The 21,116-nt window shown below is 70.9% G+C and carries 19 protein-coding genes; 9 read left to right on the top strand and 10 right to left on the bottom strand.

Annotation, left to right across the window (positions count from 1 at the left end):
* Positions 1 to 145 precede the first annotated feature (145 nt).
* From paaK to ABD259_RS03355, 3 genes are all read left to right on the top strand, one after another.
* Positions 146 to 1,498: a phenylacetate--CoA ligase PaaK gene (gene paaK / locus ABD259_RS03365; RefSeq protein WP_425573476.1), complete on the top strand. Its 1,353-nt coding sequence runs from the start codon at positions 146 to 148 to the stop codon at positions 1,496 to 1,498.
* 102 nt (positions 1,499 to 1,600) lie between these two features.
* The gene (locus tag ABD259_RS03360) at positions 1,601 to 2,239 is read left to right on the top strand and encodes a TetR/AcrR family transcriptional regulator (protein ID WP_486348480.1); all 639 of its coding nucleotides are present in this window, start codon (positions 1,601 to 1,603) and stop codon (positions 2,237 to 2,239) included.
* Between the two features lie 209 nt (positions 2,240 to 2,448).
* Entirely contained in the window at positions 2,449 to 4,749 is a 2,301-nt protein-coding gene (locus ABD259_RS03355) for a hypothetical protein (protein ID WP_344160089.1), read from the top strand.
* A 48-nt stretch (positions 4,750 to 4,797) separates the two neighbouring features.
* Here the strand turns inward: ABD259_RS03355 and ABD259_RS03350 are convergent, their stop codons facing one another.
* Positions 4,798 to 5,637: a TauD/TfdA dioxygenase family protein gene (locus tag ABD259_RS03350; RefSeq protein ID WP_344099105.1), complete on the bottom strand. Its 840-nt coding sequence runs from the start codon at positions 5,635 to 5,637 to the stop codon at positions 4,798 to 4,800.
* Between the two features lie 376 nt (positions 5,638 to 6,013).
* On the opposite strand from ABD259_RS03350, the gene ABD259_RS03345 reads away from it, so the two are divergent.
* Positions 6,014 to 6,520 (top strand): STAS domain-containing protein, encoded by a 507-nt coding sequence (locus ABD259_RS03345; protein WP_344099107.1) that lies wholly within the window; start codon positions 6,014 to 6,016, stop codon positions 6,518 to 6,520.
* Positions 6,521 to 6,630: 110 nt separating this feature from the next.
* Here the strand turns inward: ABD259_RS03345 and ABD259_RS03340 are convergent, their stop codons facing one another.
* The 4 genes from ABD259_RS03340 to ABD259_RS03325 all read right to left on the bottom strand — a co-directional run bounded on the left by ABD259_RS03340 (position 6,631) and on the right by ABD259_RS03325 (position 10,688).
* Complete coding sequence (locus ABD259_RS03340; RefSeq protein ID WP_344099672.1) at positions 6,631 to 7,341, bottom strand: M50 family metallopeptidase; 711 nt, start codon at positions 7,339 to 7,341, stop codon at positions 6,631 to 6,633.
* 235 nt (positions 7,342 to 7,576) lie between these two features.
* Positions 7,577 to 8,563: a DUF4097 family beta strand repeat-containing protein gene (locus ABD259_RS03335; RefSeq protein ID WP_344160086.1), complete on the bottom strand. Its 987-nt coding sequence runs from the start codon at positions 8,561 to 8,563 to the stop codon at positions 7,577 to 7,579.
* A gap of 4 nt (positions 8,564 to 8,567) precedes the next feature.
* Complete coding sequence (locus tag ABD259_RS03330; protein ID WP_344160083.1) at positions 8,568 to 9,293, bottom strand: response regulator transcription factor; 726 nt, start codon at positions 9,291 to 9,293, stop codon at positions 8,568 to 8,570.
* A 6-nt stretch (positions 9,294 to 9,299) separates the two neighbouring features.
* On the bottom strand, positions 9,300 to 10,688 hold the full coding sequence (locus ABD259_RS03325) for a sensor histidine kinase (RefSeq protein WP_344160080.1): 1,389 nt from the start codon (positions 10,686 to 10,688) through the stop codon (positions 9,300 to 9,302).
* 792 nt (positions 10,689 to 11,480) lie between these two features.
* On the opposite strand from ABD259_RS03325, the gene ABD259_RS03320 reads away from it, so the two are divergent.
* The 4 genes from ABD259_RS03320 to ABD259_RS03305 all read left to right on the top strand — a co-directional run bounded on the left by ABD259_RS03320 (position 11,481) and on the right by ABD259_RS03305 (position 14,727).
* Positions 11,481 to 11,915 carry a TOBE domain-containing protein gene (locus tag ABD259_RS03320; RefSeq protein ID WP_344099115.1) on the top strand — a complete coding sequence of 145 codons (435 nt, stop codon included), beginning with the start codon at positions 11,481 to 11,483 and terminating at the stop codon, positions 11,913 to 11,915.
* Positions 11,908 to 12,705: a molybdate ABC transporter substrate-binding protein gene (gene modA / locus ABD259_RS03315; protein WP_344099117.1), complete on the top strand. Its 798-nt coding sequence runs from the start codon at positions 11,908 to 11,910 to the stop codon at positions 12,703 to 12,705. Before ABD259_RS03320 ends, modA begins: the two co-directional genes overlap by 8 nt.
* On the top strand, positions 12,683 to 13,591 hold the full coding sequence (locus tag ABD259_RS03310) for an ABC transporter permease (RefSeq protein WP_344160077.1): 909 nt from the start codon (positions 12,683 to 12,685) through the stop codon (positions 13,589 to 13,591). Before modA ends, ABD259_RS03310 begins: the two co-directional genes overlap by 23 nt.
* Before the next feature lie 77 nt (positions 13,592 to 13,668).
* Positions 13,669 to 14,727 carry an ABC transporter ATP-binding protein gene (locus tag ABD259_RS03305; RefSeq protein WP_344099674.1) on the top strand — a complete coding sequence of 353 codons (1,059 nt, stop codon included), beginning with the start codon at positions 13,669 to 13,671 and terminating at the stop codon, positions 14,725 to 14,727.
* Positions 14,728 to 14,827: 100 nt separating this feature from the next.
* Here the strand turns inward: ABD259_RS03305 and ABD259_RS03300 are convergent, their stop codons facing one another.
* The 4 genes from ABD259_RS03300 to ABD259_RS03285 form a co-directional block, all read right to left on the bottom strand.
* Positions 14,828 to 15,268, bottom strand: coding sequence for an SRPBCC family protein (locus ABD259_RS03300; RefSeq protein WP_344099121.1), 441 nt, complete (start codon positions 15,266 to 15,268; stop codon positions 14,828 to 14,830).
* A gap of 94 nt (positions 15,269 to 15,362) precedes the next feature.
* On the bottom strand, positions 15,363 to 16,415 hold the full coding sequence (locus ABD259_RS03295; protein WP_344099123.1) for an NUDIX hydrolase: 1,053 nt from the start codon (positions 16,413 to 16,415) through the stop codon (positions 15,363 to 15,365).
* Positions 16,408 to 18,474, bottom strand: a complete 2,067-nt coding sequence (locus tag ABD259_RS03290) for an RNA degradosome polyphosphate kinase (protein WP_344099676.1) — start codon at positions 18,472 to 18,474, stop codon at positions 16,408 to 16,410. Before ABD259_RS03290 ends, ABD259_RS03295 begins: the two co-directional genes overlap by 8 nt.
* 340 nt (positions 18,475 to 18,814) lie before the next feature.
* A complete protein-coding gene (locus ABD259_RS03285) occupies positions 18,815 to 19,531 on the bottom strand; it encodes a GOLPH3/VPS74 family protein (protein WP_344160074.1) in 717 nt (238 codons plus the stop codon).
* 62 nt (positions 19,532 to 19,593) lie between these two features.
* Between ABD259_RS03285 and ABD259_RS03280 the strand changes: the two genes are divergently transcribed.
* Positions 19,594 to 19,872, top strand: coding sequence for a hypothetical protein (locus tag ABD259_RS03280; protein WP_344160071.1), 279 nt, complete (start codon positions 19,594 to 19,596; stop codon positions 19,870 to 19,872).
* A gap of 86 nt (positions 19,873 to 19,958) precedes the next feature.
* Here ABD259_RS03280 and ABD259_RS03275 read toward each other — a convergent pair whose 3' ends face one another.
* Positions 19,959 to 20,954, bottom strand: a complete 996-nt coding sequence (locus ABD259_RS03275; RefSeq protein ID WP_344099129.1) for a CPBP family intramembrane glutamic endopeptidase — start codon at positions 20,952 to 20,954, stop codon at positions 19,959 to 19,961.
* Positions 20,955 to 21,116: the final 162 nt, after the last annotated feature.

The raw sequence follows: 21,116 nt of genomic DNA, 5'->3' as shown, positions 1-21,116 counted from the left end.
GAGGCATTACTAACCGACCGTTCATTCAGTTCGCAAGGCCCGCAACCGCGCCCGCGGCTGTGCCCGTCGCCCCGACCCACCCCGCCGGACATCGGAACGTCGCAGGTCAGATGCGATAAGTATCAGCATGGAAGGAACGCGTGCGTTGACCGAGCACGACACGCAGCCGAGCCCGTCCACCCACGCGCGACGGCTCGGGCCCGCCCCCGAGCCCGCCCTTCTCGACCCCATGGAGCGGGTGTCCCGGGGCATGCTGGAGGAGCACCAGCTGCGCCAGCTCAAGCACACGCTCCGGCACGCCTACGACCACCAGCCCTTCTACAGGCGCAAGTGCGACGCGGCCGGCGTCGCCCCCGAAGACCTGCGCGACCTCGCCGACTTGGAGCGGTTCCCGTTCACCACCAAGCAGGACCTGCGCGACGCCTACCCGTTCGGCGCGTTCGCCGTCCCCATGGACCGGGTAGTGCGCGTGCACGCCTCCAGCGGAACCACGGGACGCGCCACCGTCGTCGGCTACACCTCGGGCGACCTCGACATCTGGGCGGACTTGGTCGCCCGATGCATCCGCGCCTCCGGCGGACGGCCCGGCGAGAAGGTGCACGTGGCCTACGGGTACGGACTGTTCACCGGCGGCCTCGGTGCCCACTACGGCGCCGAGCGGTTGGGCTGCGCGGTCATCCCGGTCTCCGGCGGGCAGACCGAGCGGCAGGTCCAGCTGATCCGCGACTTCGGCCCCGAGACCATCATGGTCACGCCCTCCTACCTGCTCACCATCGCCGACGCGTTCCGCGCCCAGGGCCTCGACCCCCGGCAGACCTCGCTGCGCACCGCGATCCTCGGCGCCGAGCCGTGGACCGAGGACATGCGCGCGGAGATCGAGGAGACCTTCGACCTCAACGCCGTCGACATCTACGGGCTCTCGGAGGTCATGGGTCCGGGCGTGGCCAACGAGTGTGTGGAGACCAAGGACGGACTGCACGTCTTCGAGGACCACTTCCTGCCCGAGACCGTCGACCCCATCGACGGCACCCGGCTCCCGGACGGCACCGCGGGCGAGCTCGTGTTCACGTCGCTGACCAAGGAGGCGCTGCCCATCGTCCGCTACCGCACCCGCGACCTGTCGCGGCTGCTGCCCGGAACCGCCCGGCCCGCGTTCCGGCGGATGGCCAAGGTGACCGGGCGCAGCGACGACATGATCATCCTGCGCGGCGTGAACATGTTCCCCAGCCAGGTCGAGGAGCAGGTGCTGCGCATCGACGCGCTCGCCCCGCACTTCCAGCTGGTGCTGCGCCGCCCGCACCGGCTCGACGAGCTGACGGTCCGCGTGGAGCACCGGCCCGACGCGCCACCCCGCGCCCGGGACGAGGCCCGCCACCGGATGACCGCGGCCCTGCGCACGAACATCGGTGTGGGAGCCGCGGTCGAGGTGGTCGCGCCCGACACCCTGGAGCGTTCCGTCGGCAAGATCCGGCGCATCGTCGACGAGCGCCCCCGGTAACCGGTACAGGCGATTGCGAGGACTGTAACCTTGCGCACCTTTGATCCCCATGCCCGCGATGCACGCGGCCCCGGCACGCGCCGAGCGGTAGATTCACCGACTGTGTCCCCACCGCCCGCATCCGGACCACGCGCGTCATCATCCGGCGAACCGCCCGTCCGGCGCCGCGCCGGCCGTCCCGGCCACGACGCCGAGTCCGTACTGCGTGTCGCGGTGCGGGTGTTCAACGAGCGCGGGTACGACGGCACCAGCATGGAGGACCTCGCCCGCGCGCTGGGCGTGACCAAGTCCGCGATCTACCACCACTTCAGCGGCAAGTCCGAGCTGCTGCGCCGGTCGCTGGACCACGCGCTGGACGCCCTCTTCGCGGTCACCGACGAGCCGGGGGCGACCTCCGGTCCGGCCATCGACCGGCTGGAGTACGTGGTGCGCGGCAGCGTCCGCGTGCTCGTCGAGGAACTCCCGCACGTGACCCTGCTGCTGCGCGTGCGCGGCAACACCGCGGTGGAGCGACACGCGCTGGAGCGGCGCCGCGAGTTCGACCACTTCGTCGGCGACCTCGTGCGCGCGGGCGTGGAGGCGGGCGACATCCGCCCCGACATCGACCCTGCGCTGGCCGGTCGGCTGCTCTTCGGCATGGTCAACTCCATCGTCGAGTGGTACCGGCCCGGCAAGGGCCTGGACGCTCCGGAACTCGCCGACGCCCTGGCCACGGTCGCCTTCAACGGGCTGCGCGCCTGACCACCCACTTCCCCGCGCCCGCCGATGCGCCTACCGTCGGTAGTGACGGCGGAAGCGTGGACGTTCCCGACGTGACGGCCCCTCATAGCACCGCATCAACGGCGGGAACGGCGAACGACGCGGCGCCGAGGCATATCCCACGATCGCGGTAACCGTGCGGATACTGTGTTCTGCGTGCTCGGCCGACGGCGGAATGAGGGAGTGGCGCCATGGCACAAAGCGGGCCGCTGATACGCGCGATGGACGGCGCCCTCCGTCGACACCTCCGCCCGCTCGCCCGCCTGCACGCCGTCCTCGCCGCCCTGGCCCTGGTCATCGTCCTCGCCCCCGACGCGCGGGCGGGCGCCCCTGCCGCCTCCTCCGTCCCGGCCGCACAACGGGGGCACAGCCCCGTGGTGGTCGTCGGGGTGCCGGGCCTGATGTGGGAGGAAATCGACCCCGCGACGATGCCGGTGCTGTGGGACCTCGCCAAGAACAGCGCCATCGGCGACATGTCGATCCGCACCGCCACCTCCCGCACCTGCCCCGTCGACGGCTGGCTGACCCTTTCCGCCGGGCAGCGCGCATTCAGCGAGCGCCAGCAGTACTCCATCTGCGAGCTGCCGGTCGCCCCCGAGCGCGACGGACGCGGCGCGGTCTTCCCCGACTACGACAACTTCATCGAGGAGAACGCGACCTCCCCCTACGGAGCGCGCGTGGGCGCGCTCGGCGGGGCCGTGCGGGAGGCCGGCGGCGCGACCCTGGCGGTCGGGGCCGGGGCGGCGCTGGCCGCGGCCGACCGCGACGGGCGGATCGACCGCTACATCGGTGAGGTCGGCGGGTTGCGGCGCTCGGACCTGAACGCGGCGAGGCTGGCGGTCATCGACCTCGACGGCCTCGCGGACCTCTACCTCGACCCGCCGGTCGACCCCGACGCCGAGGTCGACGAGGACGGCCCCGACGCCGAGGAGGAACCGGAGCCCGACCCGATCCAGCACGAGGACCGGCTGGAGGCGCTGGCCGGGATCGACGAGAAGCTCGGGCGGGTGCTCGACCTCCTTCCGGAGAACACCTCGCTGATGGTGGCGGGGGTGTCGGTGGAGGCCGGCGCGTCCAACCTCAACGCGGCGCTCATGCACGGCCCGGGGCCGCGCGGCACGCGCTTCGACGGCGGCTTTCTGACCTCCGACTCCACCCGGCGCGACGGCCTGGTGACCCTCACCGACGCCACCACCACCGTCGCCAGCACGATGGGCCTGCCCGTCGACGGCACGGTGGGGCGGGTCTGGAAGCGGGAGGAGCGCCCCGCCGACTTCAGGGCGGCGATCGGCGGCCTCGCCGACCTCAACACCGCCGCGCGCGTGGTGGGGGCGCTGACCGCGGGGTTCTTCGCGTTCTTCGTGGCGCTGCAGCTGCTCATCTACGCCGCGGCCGCCTATGCCCTGCACCGCTACGGCGACCGGGACCGCCAGAAGCGCTCCCTGGTGCTATCGGTCACGCGCGTGGTGGCGCTCGGCGGCGCGGCGTTCCCGGTCTCCAGCTACCTGTCCAACCTCATCCCGTGGTGGTCGGCGGACGTGCCGCAGCTGGCCCTGATCGGCTGCGTGCTGCTCACCGACCTGCTGGTGGTCGCCATCTCCATGGCGGGCCCCTGGCGGCGCGGCATCCTCGGCCCGATGACGGCGGTCGCGGGCATCACCACCGCCGTCCTGTTCGTCGACATGTGCACTGGCGCCAATTTGCAGCTCAACTCGCCGACGGGCTACACCCCCATCGTCGCCGGGCGCTTCTACGGCCTGGGCAACATCGCGTTCGCGACCTTCGCCACCGGCATGCTGATGACGGTGGCGGGGATCGGCCACTACCTGGTCCGGCTCGGGAGCAGGACGGCGGCCGTGGCGACCGCGCTGCTCGTGGGGACGGCCACGCTCTTCGTGATCGGCTGGCCGGGACTGGGCACCGACTTCGGCGGGGTCATCGCGATCATCCCCGGGCTGGCGGTAACGGTGCTGATGATCGCCGGCCAGCGCGTCACCTGGCGGTGGGGGCTGGGCATCGTCACCGCGGCACTCGTCGTCATCGGCCTGCTGGCCTACCTCGACTTCCTGCGGCCGTCCGGCGAACGCAGCCACTTCGGGCACTTCTTCGACCAGCTCACCGGCGGCGAGGCGGTCATGGTGATCAGCCGCAAGCTGGCCGCGATGCTCGGGTCACTGGGCAACTGGCAGCTCACCCTCCTCTCGGCGTGCGCGCTGCTGTTCCTGTTCGCCGTGTTGAACAAGCCCACCGACTGGAGGATGGGCGCGCTGCAGCGCGCTTATGAGTACGCGCCCACCCTGCGGGCCGGGCTCACCGGATCGCTGGTCACCGCGCTCGTCGGATTCGCCGTCAACGACTCCGGCATCGCCATCCCCGCCCTTGCGCTGACCGTGGCCGTCCCGCTCACCCTGTCGGCGTGCACGTGGGTACTGCAACAGGAAGGGCCGCGCGAGGCACCCCATCCGCGGCAGGCCAGCAAGCTCCCGCTGTGAGGGAGGCCCGGCCGCTCACACGTCGAAGGCGGCCACGGGCGTCGCGGATCAGTCGGTGAAGCCCCGGGCGAAGTCGACCGTGACGCGGTGCATCTCCCGGCGCTCGGTGTAGTCGGGCACCGCGTAGTGTTGCACGGCCCGGTTGTCCCAGAACGCCATGGTGCCCGGTTCCCACTTCAGCCGAACCTGGAACTCCGGGTGCCGGACCTGGTCGCACAGCAGGGGCAGCAGCGCCTCGTTCTCCCAGGGGCTCAGCCCTTTGAGGCGGGTGACCGAGCTGCGGTTGACGTAGAGGAGCTTGCGTCCGGTCTCGGGGTGGACACGCACTACCGGGTGCTCGACGGGCGGCCAGTCGCGGCGCAGCTTCTCCAGGTCGAGGGCGTGGCCCTTGGCGATCGCCTTCGTCGCTCCCGGGGTGATGTCGTGGATCCCGACCAGGTTCTCGGCCAGCTCCCGGATCTGCGGGGACAGGTCGTCGTAGGCGGCGTAGGCGCTGGCCCACAGGGTGTCGCCGCCGACCGTGGGCAGGGTGATGGCGCGCAGCAGCGACCCCATCGGCGGTTCGGGCATGAACGTGTTGTCGGCGTGCCAGTTGTCCCCTCCCTCGCCTTTGGGGCTGGTCTGGTTAAGCACGTGGACGGAGTCGGCGACGGGGTCGCCGGTGTCCGGGCGCGCCTTGAGCGGCGGGACGCTGAGCGTGCCGAAGCGCAGAGCGAAGCGGAGGTGTTCCTCGTCGGTGATGTGCTGGTCGCGGAAGAACAGCACGCCGTGGTCGAGGAGCCCCTGATAGATCGTGGCGATCTCGGCGTCGGAGAGTTCCTTTCGGAGGTCGACGCCGGTGACGTACGCGCCAACGCGCGCCGTGGCTCTGGCGAACTGGATGGCCATGGACGCCTCCATAAAACAAGCAATTGCTTGGTCACCGTGAGCCTAACACCACGCTCCGCGGCGGCCCGTCCGCACCGGGGTGACCAACCCCATCCCCTGGAACACACTCCCGCTTCACTCACATCACGAAACGGCCACGACCTTGTGGTATGGTGCGGTGCGGATGCTTGTTCTAAGCGTCTTAGGACCGAGCCGACGCGACATCCGCACACCGCGGAACACACGCAAGGCCGCCCAGGCCGCAGCCAGCAGCACATCCCGCCGGGCGCCCCGAGCCGACGTCGGAATCGCCACGTCGTCACAGTCACCACCGGACGGCGGACCACCACACGAATGCCTGGCAGTCCGCACTGTCGGCATGAGGGGTAGCACACCGATGACACAGCAGTTCAGCCGCAGCAGCGTGCCCGGGTACACGACGACCCGCGTCTTCGCCGCACGTCCGAGGACGGAGACCATCCGGACCGCGGCCCTGTCCGATCTGCCGCCGGTGCCGGCGCTTCACCCCGGAGCCAATTCCATGCCCGCGCTCACGATCACCACCCGCAACCACGACGACGGCCTCGTCATCGCCCTCGACGGCGAGATCGACATGGCCACCGAGGACCAGTTCCACCAGGCCGTCCTGGACGCCGTGGACCCCCAGGCCCACGGCCGCGTCGTTCTGGACTGCTCCCGGCTCGGGTTCATCGACTCCAGCGGACTCCGCGTCCTCATCCAGTCGCACAAGATCGCCAGGGAGCACGACACCAGCGTGTTCATCGCCGCCCCCACGGACCGTGTCGCGCGCCTGCTGCACGTCACCCGCATCAACACGCGCATCCCCGTGTTCCCGACCGTCGACGCCGCGCTCGCCGCACCGCTGGAGAGCCCCACGGGCTGAGGGGGCGTCGGCGACGACACCACGACCCAGACGCAGCTGAGGGGCGCCGCGCGATCACCGCGCGGCGCCCCTCAGCTGTGTTCCTTTTCGTTCTGCCCCGGACCGACCGATCAGAACATCAGCAGCCAGACGCCCGTCCCCAGCGCCGCCACGTTGACGAGACCGAACAGGAACACCCAGGCGGTGCCCGGAACGCCGGTGAGCCGGTCGAGCTGGTCGGCGTCGGACTGCGGCGTGGGCATCGCCCTGCGCTGCGCCTGCAGCTCGAACACCGGACGGACCCCGGCGAGCAGCAGGAACCAGGTGAAGAAATAGGCGAACGCCGCCTGCACATCGGCCGGGGTGAACCACGAGACGCCGAAGATCACCAGTCCCGTGCCGACCACCGACAGCACGCCGTAGATGTTGCGGATCAGCAGCAGCATGGCGAGCAGCAGCAGGATGCTGATCCACAGCAGCGCGGTGATCCGGTTGCCAGCGAGCATCAGGATGCCCAGGAGGCCGACGATCGACGGGGCGATGTACCCGGCCAGGACGGTCAGGACCATGCCGACGCCGTCGGGCCTGCCACGGGTCACCGTGACCCCGGAGGTGTCGGAGTGCAGTCGGATACCGGAGAGCTGGCGGCCGCAGAGCAGCGCGACGAGCGCGTGCCCGCCCTCGTGCACGATCGTCACCACATTGCGCGCGACACGCCACGGGCCGCGCGCCAGCACCACGAGGAGGGCGAGGACGCCCGCGGCGACGATGATCCACTGCTCCGGCGCCGACTGCACGAGGAAGATGTCGCGCATGACGTCGCCGAGCCGCGTCGCCTCCATCGGGAGCACGTCCACCGCGAGGGAACCCCTCCCTGAGCCCGCCAACGATGTTCCTGCCATCCGGCCCCGCTCTCTCCCGATACCGAGTGATCAGCACGCGCTACCGAACTTCCGCCAACGGTGTCACCGACATCGCGGGCGAAGGCTCAGTAAGGCGCACTGTAGGACATCGGGGGCAGTGCTCGGCCCGGCGCCGGGCCGACGAGCGGGTCAGCCAAGCCCTGGTTCCGTGGAGTCAGTCCTCCGGCTGGATGCTCAGCGACCCGCTCGTCGTCCTCGCCTCGATCCGGGCGGAGGCGTCCGGGGAGGTGCCGACCCCGATGTCGCGACCGCCGCTGCCGGTCTCGGCGCTGACGTCGTAGGTCCCGGCCGGAACCTCGATGTCGACGCCGCCCGAGGTGCTCTCGGCCGTGATCCGCTGGAACGGCCCCGCGGTCTCGATGGCCACGTGCCCGGAGGTGGAACTGACATCGGCCGTCTCGAACCCGCCGCCGAGCTCCACACCGCCCGAGGTGGAGCTCGCCTCGACGGTCGTCGCGGAGAAGTCGTCCAGGTCCACGCTGCCCGAGGTGGACACCGCGCGGGCGCTGTCACCGGATCCCGAGGCCTCGATACCGCCGGACCTCGTCTCCAGATCGATGCTGCCCTCGACGCCCTCCAGCTCGATCTCGCCCCAGGAGGTGGAGGCGGTGACGTCCCCCCGCATGCCGTCCACCTCGACCGTCCCGGACGCGGACGACACCTTCAGGTCCGCATCCAACGACACGGCGTCGACCGCGCCGGAGCCGGTCTCGACGCTGATCGAGGTGCCTTCGGGTACGCCGATGACGTAGTCCACTCGGCAGGACCCGAACACGAACAGTGCGGGGCCCTCGCACCGCGCCTCCGCCCGCAGCTCATCGCCGTTCTCGGTGAGAGACTCGACCGGCTCGGCCAGCGGCGAACCGCGCGACGTCCGCTCGACGGTGACGGCGTCCCCCTCGGTCCCGGTCAGGCGGATGTCCCCGACGGTCTGGTTCCGCACCACGAGTCCGCCGACCCCGCTGAACGACGCGGCCTTCTCCTCCCGGTCGAGGGAGACGTCCGCCAGCGCTACCAGCGCGCCGAGCACCAGTGCCGCGACCGCGACGATCGCCCCCAGGACGAGCCAGCCGACGCGCGGCCTGCGCCGCCGCGGCACCTTGCTGGATGAGGCGTACAGCCCCCTGCTGGTGAACGTCATGTCCCTACCTCTCCGGGGAGTCAGCCCCCTTGCTCGTCGCCCCTCCTGGTTCCGGTCGACCGGTCGGCGCGCCGGAGGCCTCGACCTCGCTCCCGCGCAGGTAGCGCAGGACCGCCAGCACACGGCGGTGGTCATGGTCGTCCTGGCCCAGGTCGAGCTTGGTGAAGATGGATCGGATGTGCTTCTCGACGGCGCGTTCGGTGATGAACAGCCGCGCGGCGATGCCCGCGTTGTTCAGCCCCTGCGCCATCACCTCCAGGACCTCGCCCTCGCGCGGGCTGAGCCGGTCCAGCTCGCTGTCGTGTCGGCGGCTGAGCAGCTGCGCCACCACCTCGGGGTCGATAGCGGTCCCGCCGGCCGCCACCCGGCGCAGCGTGTCGAGGAATTCGTCGATGTCGGCGACGCGGTCCTTGAGCAGGTAGCCGACCTTGGTGGCGCCCCCGCCGAGCAGATCGGCCGCGTACCTGCTGACCACATGCTGGGAGAGCAGCAGGACGGCGACGTCCGGGTGGGCGGTGCGGATCTCGATCGCGGCCTGGATGCCCTCCTCGGAGTAGGTGGGCGGCATCCGGATGTCCACGAGGCACAGGTCGGCATCGTGCTCCGCGACCGCCGCGAGCAGCTCCTTGGCGTCGCCCACCTGCGCGAGGATCTCCACACCCTCGTCCTCCAAGAGCTTGGCCATGCCGCTGCGCAGCAGCACCGAGTCCTCGGCGATGATGATCCGCATCGCTGTCTATGCCTCCCAGGGGATATCCGCGGTCAGGACGGTGCCCTCACCCGCGGGGCTGTGCACGCGCAGCGTGCCGTCCACGGCGTTGACCCGGTCCCACAGGCCGTACAGCCCGGTTCCGGCGTCGGGATCGGCGCCGCCCGCACCGTCGTCGGTAACGGTGAGCCGAAGCAGGTCGTCGCGGCTGTGGTCGCGGACCCGCTCCGCGCGTACCGCGACGTTATCCGCGCCCGCGTGCTTGGCCACATTGGTCAGCGCCTCGCAGACGACGTAATAGGCGATCCCCTCCGCCCGGTGGGACGGCCGATCGGGCAGGTCGACATCGACACGGACCGGCACCGGGCAGCGCCCCGCGGCGACGGGCAGCGCCGCCTCCAGCCCGTGGTCGGTGAGCACGCGCGGGTGCAGGCCGCGGGCGACCTCGCGCAGCTCGGCCATGGCCTCCTTGGCCTCGGTCTGTGCCTGGTCGAGCAGGTCGCGGGCCTGGTCGGGATCGCGGTCGAACCGGGAGCGGGCGCGGGCCAGGGTCATGGTGACGGCGAGAAGCCGCTGCTGGGCGCCGTCGTGCAGGTCGCGCTCGATCCGGCGGCGCTCGGACTCGGCGGCGTCGACCATCCGCAGTCGGCTGTCCTGGACCTCCAGCAGCCGCCTCCGGACGCGTACGTCCGCGCCGTCGAGCAGCAGCCGACGCGCCGCCTCGACCTCCAAGCCGACGAGCAGCGGGACCAGCAGGAGCCCGAGGAGCGCGGACAGCAGCCCGCCGACGATGACAGTGATCAGCCGCGCGATGTCGGCCGCGGCGCCGTCGATGACGAGGTAGCCGAGCCCCAGGAAGGAGCCGATCGACATGGCGATCCCGTAGACGACGAGGCCGATGGTGATCCCGCCGGACAAGAGCCCCTGCAGACCGGCGGCGGTGCTGTAGACGACGGCCGTCCAGGCGTCCCGGCCGAAGAGGAAGCCCAGGACACGGAACCGGCCCGTGGACAGCGACTCCAGGATGAGAGCGCCGGGCCCGGTGACGCCGAAGACGCTCTCCAGCCGGTTGCGCTGGACGGCGCACGAGAGCCGGGCGATCAGCGTCGCCAGCGGCGGGAAGAGGACCAGGAAGATCAGGCCCTCGATCACCAGGTCGCCGAGGTGGAGGGTGACGGTCAGGTCCTGGGCGACCCGCTCGCCGATCTGGAGTACCAGCCCGGAGGCCCGCAGGACGACCCAGGCCACCGCGACCGCCAGCATCACCGCCGGCAGGAGGTAGAGCGCGGAGAGCACGAGCGACGCCATGAGGTGCAGCACCCCGATCAGGCGCTCGCCCCACGACCGCGCGAAGACGAGCTCGGCGGCGGCCCGCACCGCGCGCTTTCGCCCACCGGCCGCACGCGTGCCCGCCATGTTCGCCCTACTCCCGCGGTGATCCGGATGTTTCCCGCTCAATCTAGAGCCACCGGGCCGACGCGGCGATGAGGACACCAGGTGAGTGACGGGTAGTGCTGTCACTACGCGTGGAGGTGCGGGGGCAACGGCGCACCGGCCCCACCACTCTCACCAGGGTGGGCCATGGGGCAGTGGGTTTGCTGGGCGGCCTTGTCGATGCTCATCCTGACCGGTGTTCGGTGGTGAAAAGCGGCACCAACGGCGGAAAGGGGGCTGCGGACGCCGGCCTCCCACGGGGGCGGCCGAGCCGGGATCGCGGTGTACGGGGCTCTTCTCGCTTCGCGTAAAGGGTCTTCCGCGACACGAGACCACAATCCCGCCCCGGGCTCCCTCTGGCGATGATCATGGTCATGAACCCGATTCCGTCCGTTTTGTCGGGAGAATTCCCATGATCATCGCGCGAAATACAGGCGCGCCCCACGCCCACCGCCGCTCTCCCCGCTTCACCGGGAAGGTGCCCGGCGAGCGGGCCGACGCCACTCGCCCGCCGCCGCACCCGCCAGAGGACCGGCGCCCGAACCCTCTCCGCACTCGGCGCCGCTTTTCACCACCGAACATCGGTCAGGATGAGCCGACCGCCGACACGGCCGCCCAGCGGACACGGTTCCCGCACGCTCCGCGATCCGTGCGAGACCGCAACGGCCCGGAGGCTCACTCGTCGCTTCTGCCAAGGGATCAGCACCCCTAGCCAGGCAAGCCCGAAGGAATCCACGGTTTCCCCTTGCATGTGCACAATCTATGCTCGGTCGTATGCCGAACTTTCGGATCAGCGAGGTCGCCGCGCTCGTCGGGGTCAGCGGCGACACCGTGCGGCGCTGGGTGGACTCCGGCCGCCTCGCGGCTGTACGCGACAGGAACGGGCAGCGCATCGTCGACGGCACCGCGCTGGCCGCGTTCATGCGGGACGAAGCCCGCGCCCACGCGGACACCGACTCCGGTGAGGACCCGGCGCGACGACTGTCCTCTGCCCGCAACCGCTTCCGCGGGCTGGTCACCGATGTCGTGCTCGGTGACGTGATGGCGCAGGTGGAGATCCAGGCCGGACCGCACCGCGTGGTGTCGCTGATGAGCAGGGAGGCCGCCGAGGATCTCGAACTTGAGGTGGGGTCCGTGGCCAGCGCGATCGTGAAGTCGACCAACGTCATCGTGGAGAGCGACACCTCGAAGGGGACCCACCATGCCTAGGGCCGCCCCGTCCGGGAGCGCCGCGCACCGGATGGTCGGCGCCCCGCTGCTGGCCGGAGCGCTGCTCGCGAGCGCGGCGGGGTGCGGCGGCACCGACGGCTCGGCGGCCGACGGCCGGGCGACCCTCACGGTCTTCGCCGCGGCTTCCCTCACCGACACCTTCACCGAACTGGGCGAACGCTTCGAGGAGGCGCACCCGGGCACCACGGTGGACTTCAACTTCGCGGGCAGCTCCACCCTCGCCCAGCAGATCGACGCGGGCGCGCCCGCCGACGTGTTCGCCTCCGCGAACCCCGCCACCATGGACCAGGTCGACGATGGCGGCCGCACCGCTGACCCGCCCGTCGTGTTCGCCCGCAACACCCTGCGCATCGCCGTGCCGCCCGGCAACCCCGCCGGTATAGCCGGCCTCGACGACCTCGCGGACCCCGACGTGACGGTCGCCCTCTGCGCGCGGCAGGTTCCCTGCGGCGCCGCCGCCCGAACGGCACTGGACGCGGCCGGTGTCGAGGTCGCCCCGTCGTCCGAGGAGGAGGACGTCCGGGCGGCGCTGACCAAGGTCACGCTCGGCGAGGTGGACGCCGCCCTGGTGTACGCGACCGACATCACCGCCGCCGACCACGCGGTCGACGGCATCGACTTCGCCGCCGCGGGGCAGGCGGTCAACGACTACCCCATCGCTCCGCTGTCCGAGGCCTCCGAACCGGAGCTGGCGCGGTCCTGGATCGAGCTGGTCCGGTCCCCCGAGGGTGAGAAGGTGCTGCGTGATGCGGGCTTCCGCACCTCCTGACGGCGACGGCGACGCCCCCGTCACCGTGCACGCGCGGTCGCGGGGCGCTGCCGGAGGCGACCGGCGAGCGGGCGGCGATCGCCCCGGCGAGCGCGTGCGGGCGCGTTCGGGGAGGTTCCCCTGGCTGCTCGTCATTCCGGCGCTGGGCGGGCTGGTGTTCCTGGCGCTGCCGATGGCCGGGCTGCTGCTGCGTGCTCCGTGGTCGACGCTCGGCACCCGGCTGCTCGAACCCGAGATCCGCGCCGCGCTTGCGTTGTCACTGACGACCGCGACCGTCGCGACGGGTGTCGCGCTCGTGCTCGGCGTCCCGCTGGCGTGGCTGCTGGCGCGGACCGCGTTTCCCGGGCGCCGGTTCGTCCGGGCGCTGGTGACCGTACCGATGGTGATGCCGCCCGTCGTCGGCGGTGTCGCCCTGCTCCTGGCACTGGGACGGCGCGGGGTGGTGGGCCAGTTCCTGTACGACGGGTTCGGCTACTCGATGCCGTTTACGACTCCGGCGGTGGTCGTGGCGCAGGTGTTCGTGGCCATGCCGTTCCTGGTGATCAGTGTCGAGGGGGCGCTGCGTGGTGCCGACCGGCGCTACGAGGAGGCGGCCGCGACGCTCGGGGCCACGCGGGCGACGATCTTTCGCCGGGTGACCCTGCCGATGGTGCTGCCGGGCGTGCTGGCGGGCGCGGTGCTGTGCTGGGCGCGTGCTCTCGGTGAGTTCGGCGCGACCATCACCTTCGCCGGGAACTTCCCCGGCCGCACGCAGACGATGCCGATCGCCGTCTATCTGGAGATGCAGCGGGATCCCGAGACCGCCATCGTGGTGAGCCTGGTGCTCCTCCTGGTCAGCATCGCCATCCTGGTGGGCCTGCGGGACCGGTGGGTGAGGGCGCTGTGAGCGGGGGACGCGAGAACGCCGCCGCTCGGCGAGCGGAGGACGAAAGCACGGCCGCGGCGGCGGCCGCCTTCCCCGCCCTGGACGCCCGCCTTCAGGTGGAGCGGGGTACCTTCCGGCTCGACGTCGGGCTGACGGCCGCCTCGGGCGAGGTGCTGGCCGTCCTCGGCCCGAACGGCGCCGGGAAGTCGACAGCGCTGCGGGCGCTGGCCGGGTTGGCCCCGATGACCGACGGCCGGATCCTCGTGGACGGCACCGACCTCGCGCGGGTTCCTGTCGAGCGCCGTCCCATCGGCATGGTGTTCCAGGACTACCTCCTGTTCGAGCACCTCAGCGCGGTGGACAACGTGGCCTTCGGGCCGCGCTGCCGCGGCCTGGGGCGGGCCGCCGCCCGTGCGCGCGCCGCGGAGTGGCTGGACCGGATGGGACTGGCCGCCTACGCCCGCACCCGTCCCCGGCTGCTCTCCGGCGGGCAGGCCCAGCGGGTCGCCCTGGCACGGGCGCTGGCCGCCGATCCGCGGCTGCTGCTGCTCGACGAGCCGCTGGCCGCGCTCGACGCGCACACCCGGGTGGAGGTTCGCTCGCGATTGCGCGCCCACCTCGCCGGCTTCGGTGGTGTGGCGGTGCTCGTCACGCATGACCCGCTGGACGCGATGGTGCTCGCCGACCGGGTGACGGTGATCGAGAACGGCGCGGTCGTGCAGGAGGGGCCGCCCGTGGACATCGCCCAGCGCCCGCGCACCGCCTACGTGGCCCGGCTGGTCGGCCTCAACCTCTACCGGGGCCGGGCCGAAGGGACGCGGGTCGTGGTCCAGGGCCCGTCTCCCCCGGTCGTCGGCGCGGCCGCGCCGACCTCGATCGAGGTCGGCCACGCCCACGCGGGCGACGTCTTCGTCGCGTTCCCACCGCGCGCCGTCGCGCTCTACCGGGAACGGCCCGTGGGCACGCCCCGCAACGTGTGGCGGATGGCCATCCAGGGCATCGAGCGCTTCGGCGACCAGGTCCGCGTGCACCTCGACGGCGAACTGGAGATGAGCGCGGACATCACCCCGTCCGCCCTGGCCGAGCTGCGCCTGGAAGTGGGGAGCCGGTTGTGGGTCGGGGTGAAGGCCGCCGAGGTGCAGTGTTACCCCGCGTGATTCGGTCCCGGAGCGGGGGATGCTTTCCAGGCGCTGTGGAACACCACCCTCGAACGGCGCTGCGGGGCCGCCGGGGCGGCGGACGCGCGTTCGGTCCGCTCTAGGCGGCGTCCTCGACGAGGTGCTTGAGGCGCGGCAGCGTCTGCTCGATCGACCGGGCGTTGCGGGACGGTAGACCGGCGAGTTGGTAAGCGAACGCGACCCGGCTGGCGGAGTAGTCGAACGTCTCGGTGACGCGCGTCGTCCCGTCCGGGAGCGGCTCCAGCTCCCAGCGCCAGCGGTGGGGGCCGAAGTGCCGCCAGGTGATCAGCCGGTCGGGGGCGAACTCCACCACCCGGTTGGTAATGCGGTAACCGACGCCGAGGCGCATGTCCATGCCGAACTCGGCGCCCAGCTCCAGCCGTTCGGGGCCGCGGATCTGTCCCTTGACGGTGCCGGACCCGTCGAATTCGGGGTGGCGGTGGGGGGAGGCGAGGACGTCGAAGATCTTCTCCGCCGGAGCGGCGATCACGACGCTACGCGAAACCTTCTTTGTGGCCATAGAGGCATCCTCGCAGCCCCTTCCGGGGCCCGTCGTCCCGGCCCCGGCATTCGCTCCGGGGAGGGGGCCGGGCGGCGGACCCCCGCCGCCTGCCTCAGCCGCGCACCGTGTGGCGCTCGATCGCGGCCAGGGTGCGGTCCGCGGCCGACACGTGCACCACCCAGAAGGTGCCCTTGCGCAGCGACAGCTGCTGGGAAACCGGGGCGCCCAGCCGCCCGAGCGCGTCGCGCATCATCTCGGTGACGAGCTCGCCGTGGGTGCACACCACCGTCGGCTCACCCTCCTGCAGGACCTCGGCGAAGGCGTCGTGCGCGGCCTGCCGGTCGTAGGCGGGGGCCGACCGGTCCACGGTCTGCACGGTGAACGCCCGCTCGGTCCGCATGGGCGCGTTGTAGGCCACCGCGTAGGGCAGCAGTGTCTCGGTACAGCGGGCCGCCGCCGAACTCACCACGCGCGGCGTGCCGAAGGAGGACAGGACCTCGGCGAGCTCCAGCGCGTCGGAGCGGCCGACCTCGTCCAGCGGGCGCAACAGGTCGTTGTCGTCCCAGCTCTTCTTCTCCCCCGCCGACGCGTGCCGCATCAGGATCACCGGGAACGTCGCCAGCGGGCCGGACACGATGTTGTCGAGCACCTGCACGTCATGGTCGTAGCTGAGCCGTTCCCGCGCCTCGGGGATCGACACCCATTCCAGCGCGTCGACCTCCTCGTTCGGTGAGAACGACGATGGCCCCGACGCCGTGGCGGCCCACCACTCCACCTGCTTGGGCCAGCCGCTCTTGAGGTAGCGCTGCGGCGGGATGCGGCGTCCCAGCACCGGGCGCAGCCCGGTCTCCTCGGTCACCTCGCGTACGGCTGCGGTGAGCAGGTGTTCGCCGTTCTTCACCTTGCCCTTGGGGAGGGTCCAGTCCTCGCGGTCCGGCCGGTGGATGAGGGCGATCTGGCGCTCCTTCCCGCGACCCGCGCCTCCGGCGGTGTCGACGTCCCGCCACAGCACCGCGCCCGCGGCGCGGATGGGCTCCATGTACCCGGCCGGAGCGGTGTCTCGGGGCGGGAAGGCGCTGGTGATGGTGGCCTCCTCCGGGATATAGGCGGCCGGGTCGACTGTGTCGGAACCGGTCTCGGCGTGCGTGTCGGTCTTTTCAGCCATCGACGGCCCGCAGGTGGCGGTCACCGCGCAGGGTGTTCTGCAGATCCAGGAGGGGCTCGCCCAAGGCGTCGCGGGTGACGCGTGTCCACCCGCCGTCGGACTCCATCCGCCAGGAGGAGGTGCTCTCCGCCATCGCCAGATCCAGCATTCCCACCAGGCGCATCCGGTGATCGGGATCGGTCACGCGGATGAGCGCTTCGACCCGGCGGTCGAGGTTGCGCGGCATGAGGTCGGCGCTTCCGATCCAGACCTGCGGTTCCCCCCCATTCTCAAAGATGAAGACGCGTGAGTGTTCCAGGAACCGTCCGAGGATACTGCGGACGCGGATCGTCTCGGACAGCCCGGGGATCCCCGGACGGAGCACGCAGCTGCCCCGGACCCACAAGTCGATGGGGACGCCCACCCGGGACGCCTCGTAGAGGGCGTCGACGATGTCCTCGTCGACCAGCGAGTTGACCTTGATCCTGATGCGCGCGGGCTCGCCTTGGGCGTGCTTGTTCATCTCGTTCTGGATCTGCCACATGAGCGACTCGCGCAGCCCGCCGGGAGCGACCAGCAGCCTCCGGTACTCCTTCTTCCGGGAGAAGCCGGTGAGCTGGTTGAAGAGGTCGCTCAGGTCCTCGCCCACGTCGGGGTCGGCGCTGAACAGCCCGAAGTCCTCGTAGATGCGAGCGGTCTTGGGGTTGTAGTTGCCGGTCCCGACGTGGCAGTAGCGGCGCAGAGAACCGTCGTCCTCCCGGCGCACGACCAGGGAGAGCTTGCAGTGCGTCTTGAGGCCGACGACACCGAAGACGACGTGGCACCCCGCGTCTTCCAGCTTGCGCGCCCACTGGATGTTGTTCTGCTCGTCGAACCGCGCCTTGATCTCGACGAGCACTGTGACCTCCTTGCCGTCGCGGGCCGCCTCGATCAGCGCGGTGACGATCGGTGAGTCGCCGCTGGTGCGGTAGAGAGTCTGCTTGATCGCCACGACGTTGGGGTCGATGGCGGCCGTCGCGATGAACCGCTCGGTGGTGGCCGTGAACGACTCGTAAGGGTGCTGCACCAGCAGCTCGCGCTCGCGGATCGCCGAGAGGACGTCGCCGTTCATCAGGCGGCGGGGTTCGACGGGCACCATCGGGGAGAAGGTCAGCTCGGGGCGGTCGAGGTCGGCGATCTGGTCCAGCCCGGCCAGGTTGAGCGGTCCGGGCACCCGGTAGACCTCCTCCTCTTCGGCTCCGAGTTCCTTGCGCAGGATGTCGAGCACGTCGTTGGAGATCGTCTCCTCGACCTCCAGCCGCACCAGCGGACCGAAGCGGCGCCGCAGCAGCTCGTTCTCCAGCGACTGGACGAGGTCGTCGGTCTCGTCCTCGTCGACTTCGAGGTCGACGTTGCGGGTGACGCGGAAGGCGTGGTGCTCGATCACCTCCATGCCCTCGAACAGCTGCGGCAGGTGCGCGGCGATGACGTCCTCGACCGGCACGAAGTGCTCGCTGTACACCTCGATGAACCGCGGCAGTACCGAGGGGACCTTGATGCGGGCGAAGGTGTCGCGCCCGGTCCGCGGATCGCCGACGGTGACGGCGAGGTTGAGGGAGCGGCCGGAGACATAGGGGAACGGGTGGGCGGGGTCGACCGCGAACGGTGTCACCACGGGGTAGATGGACCGTCGGAAGAACCGGTGCATGCGCTGGCGGTCGGTCTCCTCCAGGTCGTCCCAGCGCAGGATGCGGATGCCCGCCTCGGCGAGGGCCGGGCGGACCGAGCCGTGGAAGCAGCGGGCGTGGCGCAGCATCAGATCGTGTGCGACCTCGGAGATGCGTTCCAGCAGGTCGCGAGGGTGGTGACCGCTGGGCGACGCCACCGCGAGGCCGGTGGCCAGGCGGCGTTTGAGCCCCGCGACCCGGACCATGAAGAACTCGTCGAGGTTGCTGGAGAAGATGGCGAGGTAGCGGGCGCGCTCCAGAAGGGGGATGTCGGTGTCCTCGGCGAGCTCAAGCACGCGCTGGTTGAAGCGCAGCCAGCCCTCCTCACGATCCAGGTAGCGTTCCGCTGGAAGGTTCTCGCCACTTTGCCCCATGTACACCGGTTCCACACTCACGGTGCGCAAACTCCCCCATCGTCATGAACGCGCACGGACAGCCTTATGTCCATGTCATTACGACTTCGCGTAGTCCATACCCGCTCTTCGGGGGTACGCGCACCTCACTAGCAACGTCTACCCCGATCTTCTCGCATATGGACCTGATTGGTACAAATCGCCCGCGTCCGCACTGGGGGCCGCCAAGGTGCGGAGAGGGCCCCGGGGGCTGAGGGGGAAGCGCGGTACGGGAGGGAGCAGGGGCTGGTGGAAGCCGGTGATGCCGAGAGCACGGGGCCAGGCGCGGCGAGGGGCGCCGACGGCCCCGAAACGACGGGGGTCAGCTCCCTCCCGCGGCGCCGGCCACCACGACCGCGCCCATGACGGCGATCGTCGACGCCTCGACCGACTGGATTACCTTGCGGACGACCTGTCCGATGCCGTCGTTCTCGACGACTGCCTTCATCAGCCACCGGCGTTGCGGCCGCGGCAGCTCGGGGAAGAGCTTGCCGTCGACGCGCATGGCACCCGCGAGCGCGAGCAGCGCCACCGTGCCGGGGTCGGGCGCGCGCTCGGCGACCAGTACCGCGCGCATCCGCTCCCGCCGCCACGCGTGGGCGGCCGGATCCGCTGGGCGGTAGCGGTTGCGCGGGAAGATGCCCAGTACCTGGTCCTGCTCATGGCGCATCAGGCCGCGGTACGCCACCCGATGGAGCAGCCCCGTTCTGATCTTGTTGGACATGGTCTTGTGCACCCACCACGTGAGCTTGCGGTGGCGCTGTTCCATCGCGATGCGCTGGGCCAGCGCGTCCAGATCGGGGTCGCCGCTCGGGGCGGGGTGCAGGCCGTAGACGTAGCCGCGCTCGTCGACCCGGATCCGGTCGGCCAGAGCGAGGTCGGCGAGCAGTGCCCCGGCGAGCGCCACCTGCACCCGGTTGGCATCGGCCAGCGGACGTCCGGTGACGGGGTCGTGGCAGATCAGCAGCAATTCTTCGGCCAGAATCGTGCCGTTCGATTCGGTCATGGCTCCCCCGTAGGCGATCAGGCGCCGTCGCATGTCGTATTCCCCCGACATTAAGCGACGGCCGAAGCGACCTTTATACGATGGGCTCTCGCTGAATGGAGGTCCTGATGACGCCACGCGCGTGGGCCCGGATCGCCGACTGCCTCGATGGCACCCCCAAGACCGTGCTGCTGCCGGGTTCCGAGGCCGAAACCATCCCCCACCACGTGCGGCATCTGGTCCACATCGACAGGGTTGCCGATTCCCGAATGATCGCTGTGCGCGCATATTGCCGCGGCCCCGGCGCGACCGATACCTGGGCGTGCCGACACTGCGGAGCGCCCAACAGCAGCAATTCCTCGGGAAAGTGCCGCACCTGCGGTAAGTACCAGTAGTCCGTCACCTGGTGGACCAATCGATCCCTCGGCGACCGTCGAGGGCCGGTGCCGGCGCGGCGGCGTTCGCGCCGCCACCGGCGCGGTCACGGCCGGCCGGCGAGGGTGTGCGTCAGCGGGATCAGGGCCAGCGTGGTGGCGCAGGTGTGCAGCAGGAAGTTGAGCCAGATGTTGCGGTAGCGCGACCAGAGGTAGCCGTACATCAGCCCGGCCACCCCCTGCACGCTGATCGCCGTGCCGAGTGCGATCCACAGGTCGTCGGGGTAGCTGGTGGCGACGATCCCGGTCACCCCGTAGCACAGGGCGGCGAGGACGATGCCGGGCCAGCGGCCGAACCGCATCTCCAGCCGGGTCTGCAGCATCGCGCGGAAGAAGACCTCCTCCAGCAGCGATGTCCCCACCACGCTCAGCGCGAGCACCACCAGCAGCGCGTAGCTCTCCGGGACACGTCCCAGGTCGGGCGGGTGCGACGCCCACGGCGCGAAGACCATCGCCAGGTAGGCGACGACGGCTCCCATGCCCGCCCAGCGCCACGGTTCACCCGCCCGTACCGCCAGGCCGCCCAGGTCGGGACCGCTGGCATGGCGCATGATCCCGTAGCTGCCGATGAACACCAGCGGCGTGATGAACAGGAAGAACACCTTGGAGGTGTAGTACGACAGCGCGCACAAGGACGCGTCGACCAGGCAGAACACCGGGTAGAGGACGAGGTCGCCGACGTAGAAGCCGACCATGCAGCCGAGCAGCAGCGCGATTTCGCGTCGGAACGAGCGCCCTTTCAGCCGCTCACGGACCCGCCGGGTCATGTCGGTGTCGGGGACGCGCCACGGCAGCACCCGGATGAGGAGGAGCGCCGCGGCGACGGGGAGCCACAGCGTCCACAGCGGCCCCGGGCGGTAGTCCGCGGACGTGGGGATCGTGGTGTGGCCGGTGACCAGCAGGCTGATCGCGGCCGTGAGAAAGATCGCAGCCCCGGCCAGGAGGATGGTGTGCTCGGCGATCCGCGCTCGACGGCTCGGAGTCGTCCACGTTGTCATGGCCGCGGTGTCCGTGCTCGCCTTGATCTCTTCCCCCTCTCTCACGCCCGGGGCAGACGCCACGACCGGACCGCTTCGGTGACACGCGAACAGCCGGCTGCCCGGCATCTGGCTCATTGGAGACCGCGCGGATCAGCGGGGGACATCCGCGCATCGGAAGATGAGGCATCACGCCCCTCACCAGCACTTTACCTGAATGGCATTGTT

It is taken from the genome of Nocardiopsis rhodophaea (genome assembly GCF_039530945.1).
Classification (GTDB): domain Bacteria; phylum Actinomycetota; class Actinomycetes; order Streptosporangiales; family Streptosporangiaceae; genus Nocardiopsis_C; species Nocardiopsis_C rhodophaea.
Note: the sequence above shows the minus strand (reverse complement) of the source record. Positions and strands in the feature narration are given on the sequence as shown.

Excerpts from the sequence above, each read along its gene's own strand:
- ABD259_RS03355 (WP_344160089.1), top strand. The coding sequence starts at position 2,449 with ATGGCACAAAGCGGGCCGCTGATACGCGCGATGGACGGCGCCCTCCGT.
- ABD259_RS03350 (WP_344099105.1), bottom strand. The coding sequence starts at position 5,637 with ATGGCCATCCAGTTCGCCAGAGCCACGGCGCGCGTTGGCGCGTACGTC.
- ABD259_RS03345 (WP_344099107.1), top strand. The coding sequence starts at position 6,014 with ATGACACAGCAGTTCAGCCGCAGCAGCGTGCCCGGGTACACGACGACC.
- ABD259_RS03340 (WP_344099672.1), bottom strand. The coding sequence starts at position 7,341 with ATGGAGGCGACGCGGCTCGGCGACGTCATGCGCGACATCTTCCTCGTG.
- ABD259_RS03335 (WP_344160086.1), bottom strand. The coding sequence starts at position 8,563 with ATGACGTTCACCAGCAGGGGGCTGTACGCCTCATCCAGCAAGGTGCCG.
- ABD259_RS03330 (WP_344160083.1), bottom strand. The coding sequence starts at position 9,293 with ATGCGGATCATCATCGCCGAGGACTCGGTGCTGCTGCGCAGCGGCATG.
- ABD259_RS03325 (WP_344160080.1), bottom strand. The coding sequence starts at position 10,688 with ATGGCGGGCACGCGTGCGGCCGGTGGGCGAAAGCGCGCGGTGCGGGCC.
- ABD259_RS03320 (WP_344099115.1), top strand. The coding sequence starts at position 11,481 with ATGCCGAACTTTCGGATCAGCGAGGTCGCCGCGCTCGTCGGGGTCAGC.
- modA (WP_344099117.1), top strand. The coding sequence starts at position 11,908 with ATGCCTAGGGCCGCCCCGTCCGGGAGCGCCGCGCACCGGATGGTCGGC.
- ABD259_RS03310 (WP_344160077.1), top strand. The coding sequence starts at position 12,683 with ATGCGGGCTTCCGCACCTCCTGACGGCGACGGCGACGCCCCCGTCACC.
- ABD259_RS03300 (WP_344099121.1), bottom strand. The coding sequence starts at position 15,268 with ATGGCCACAAAGAAGGTTTCGCGTAGCGTCGTGATCGCCGCTCCGGCG.
- ABD259_RS03295 (WP_344099123.1), bottom strand. The coding sequence starts at position 16,415 with ATGGCTGAAAAGACCGACACGCACGCCGAGACCGGTTCCGACACAGTC.
- ABD259_RS03290 (WP_344099676.1), bottom strand. The coding sequence starts at position 18,474 with ATGGGGCAAAGTGGCGAGAACCTTCCAGCGGAACGCTACCTGGATCGT.
- ABD259_RS03285 (WP_344160074.1), bottom strand. The coding sequence starts at position 19,531 with ATGCGACGGCGCCTGATCGCCTACGGGGGAGCCATGACCGAATCGAAC.
- ABD259_RS03280 (WP_344160071.1), top strand. The coding sequence starts at position 19,594 with ATGGAGGTCCTGATGACGCCACGCGCGTGGGCCCGGATCGCCGACTGC.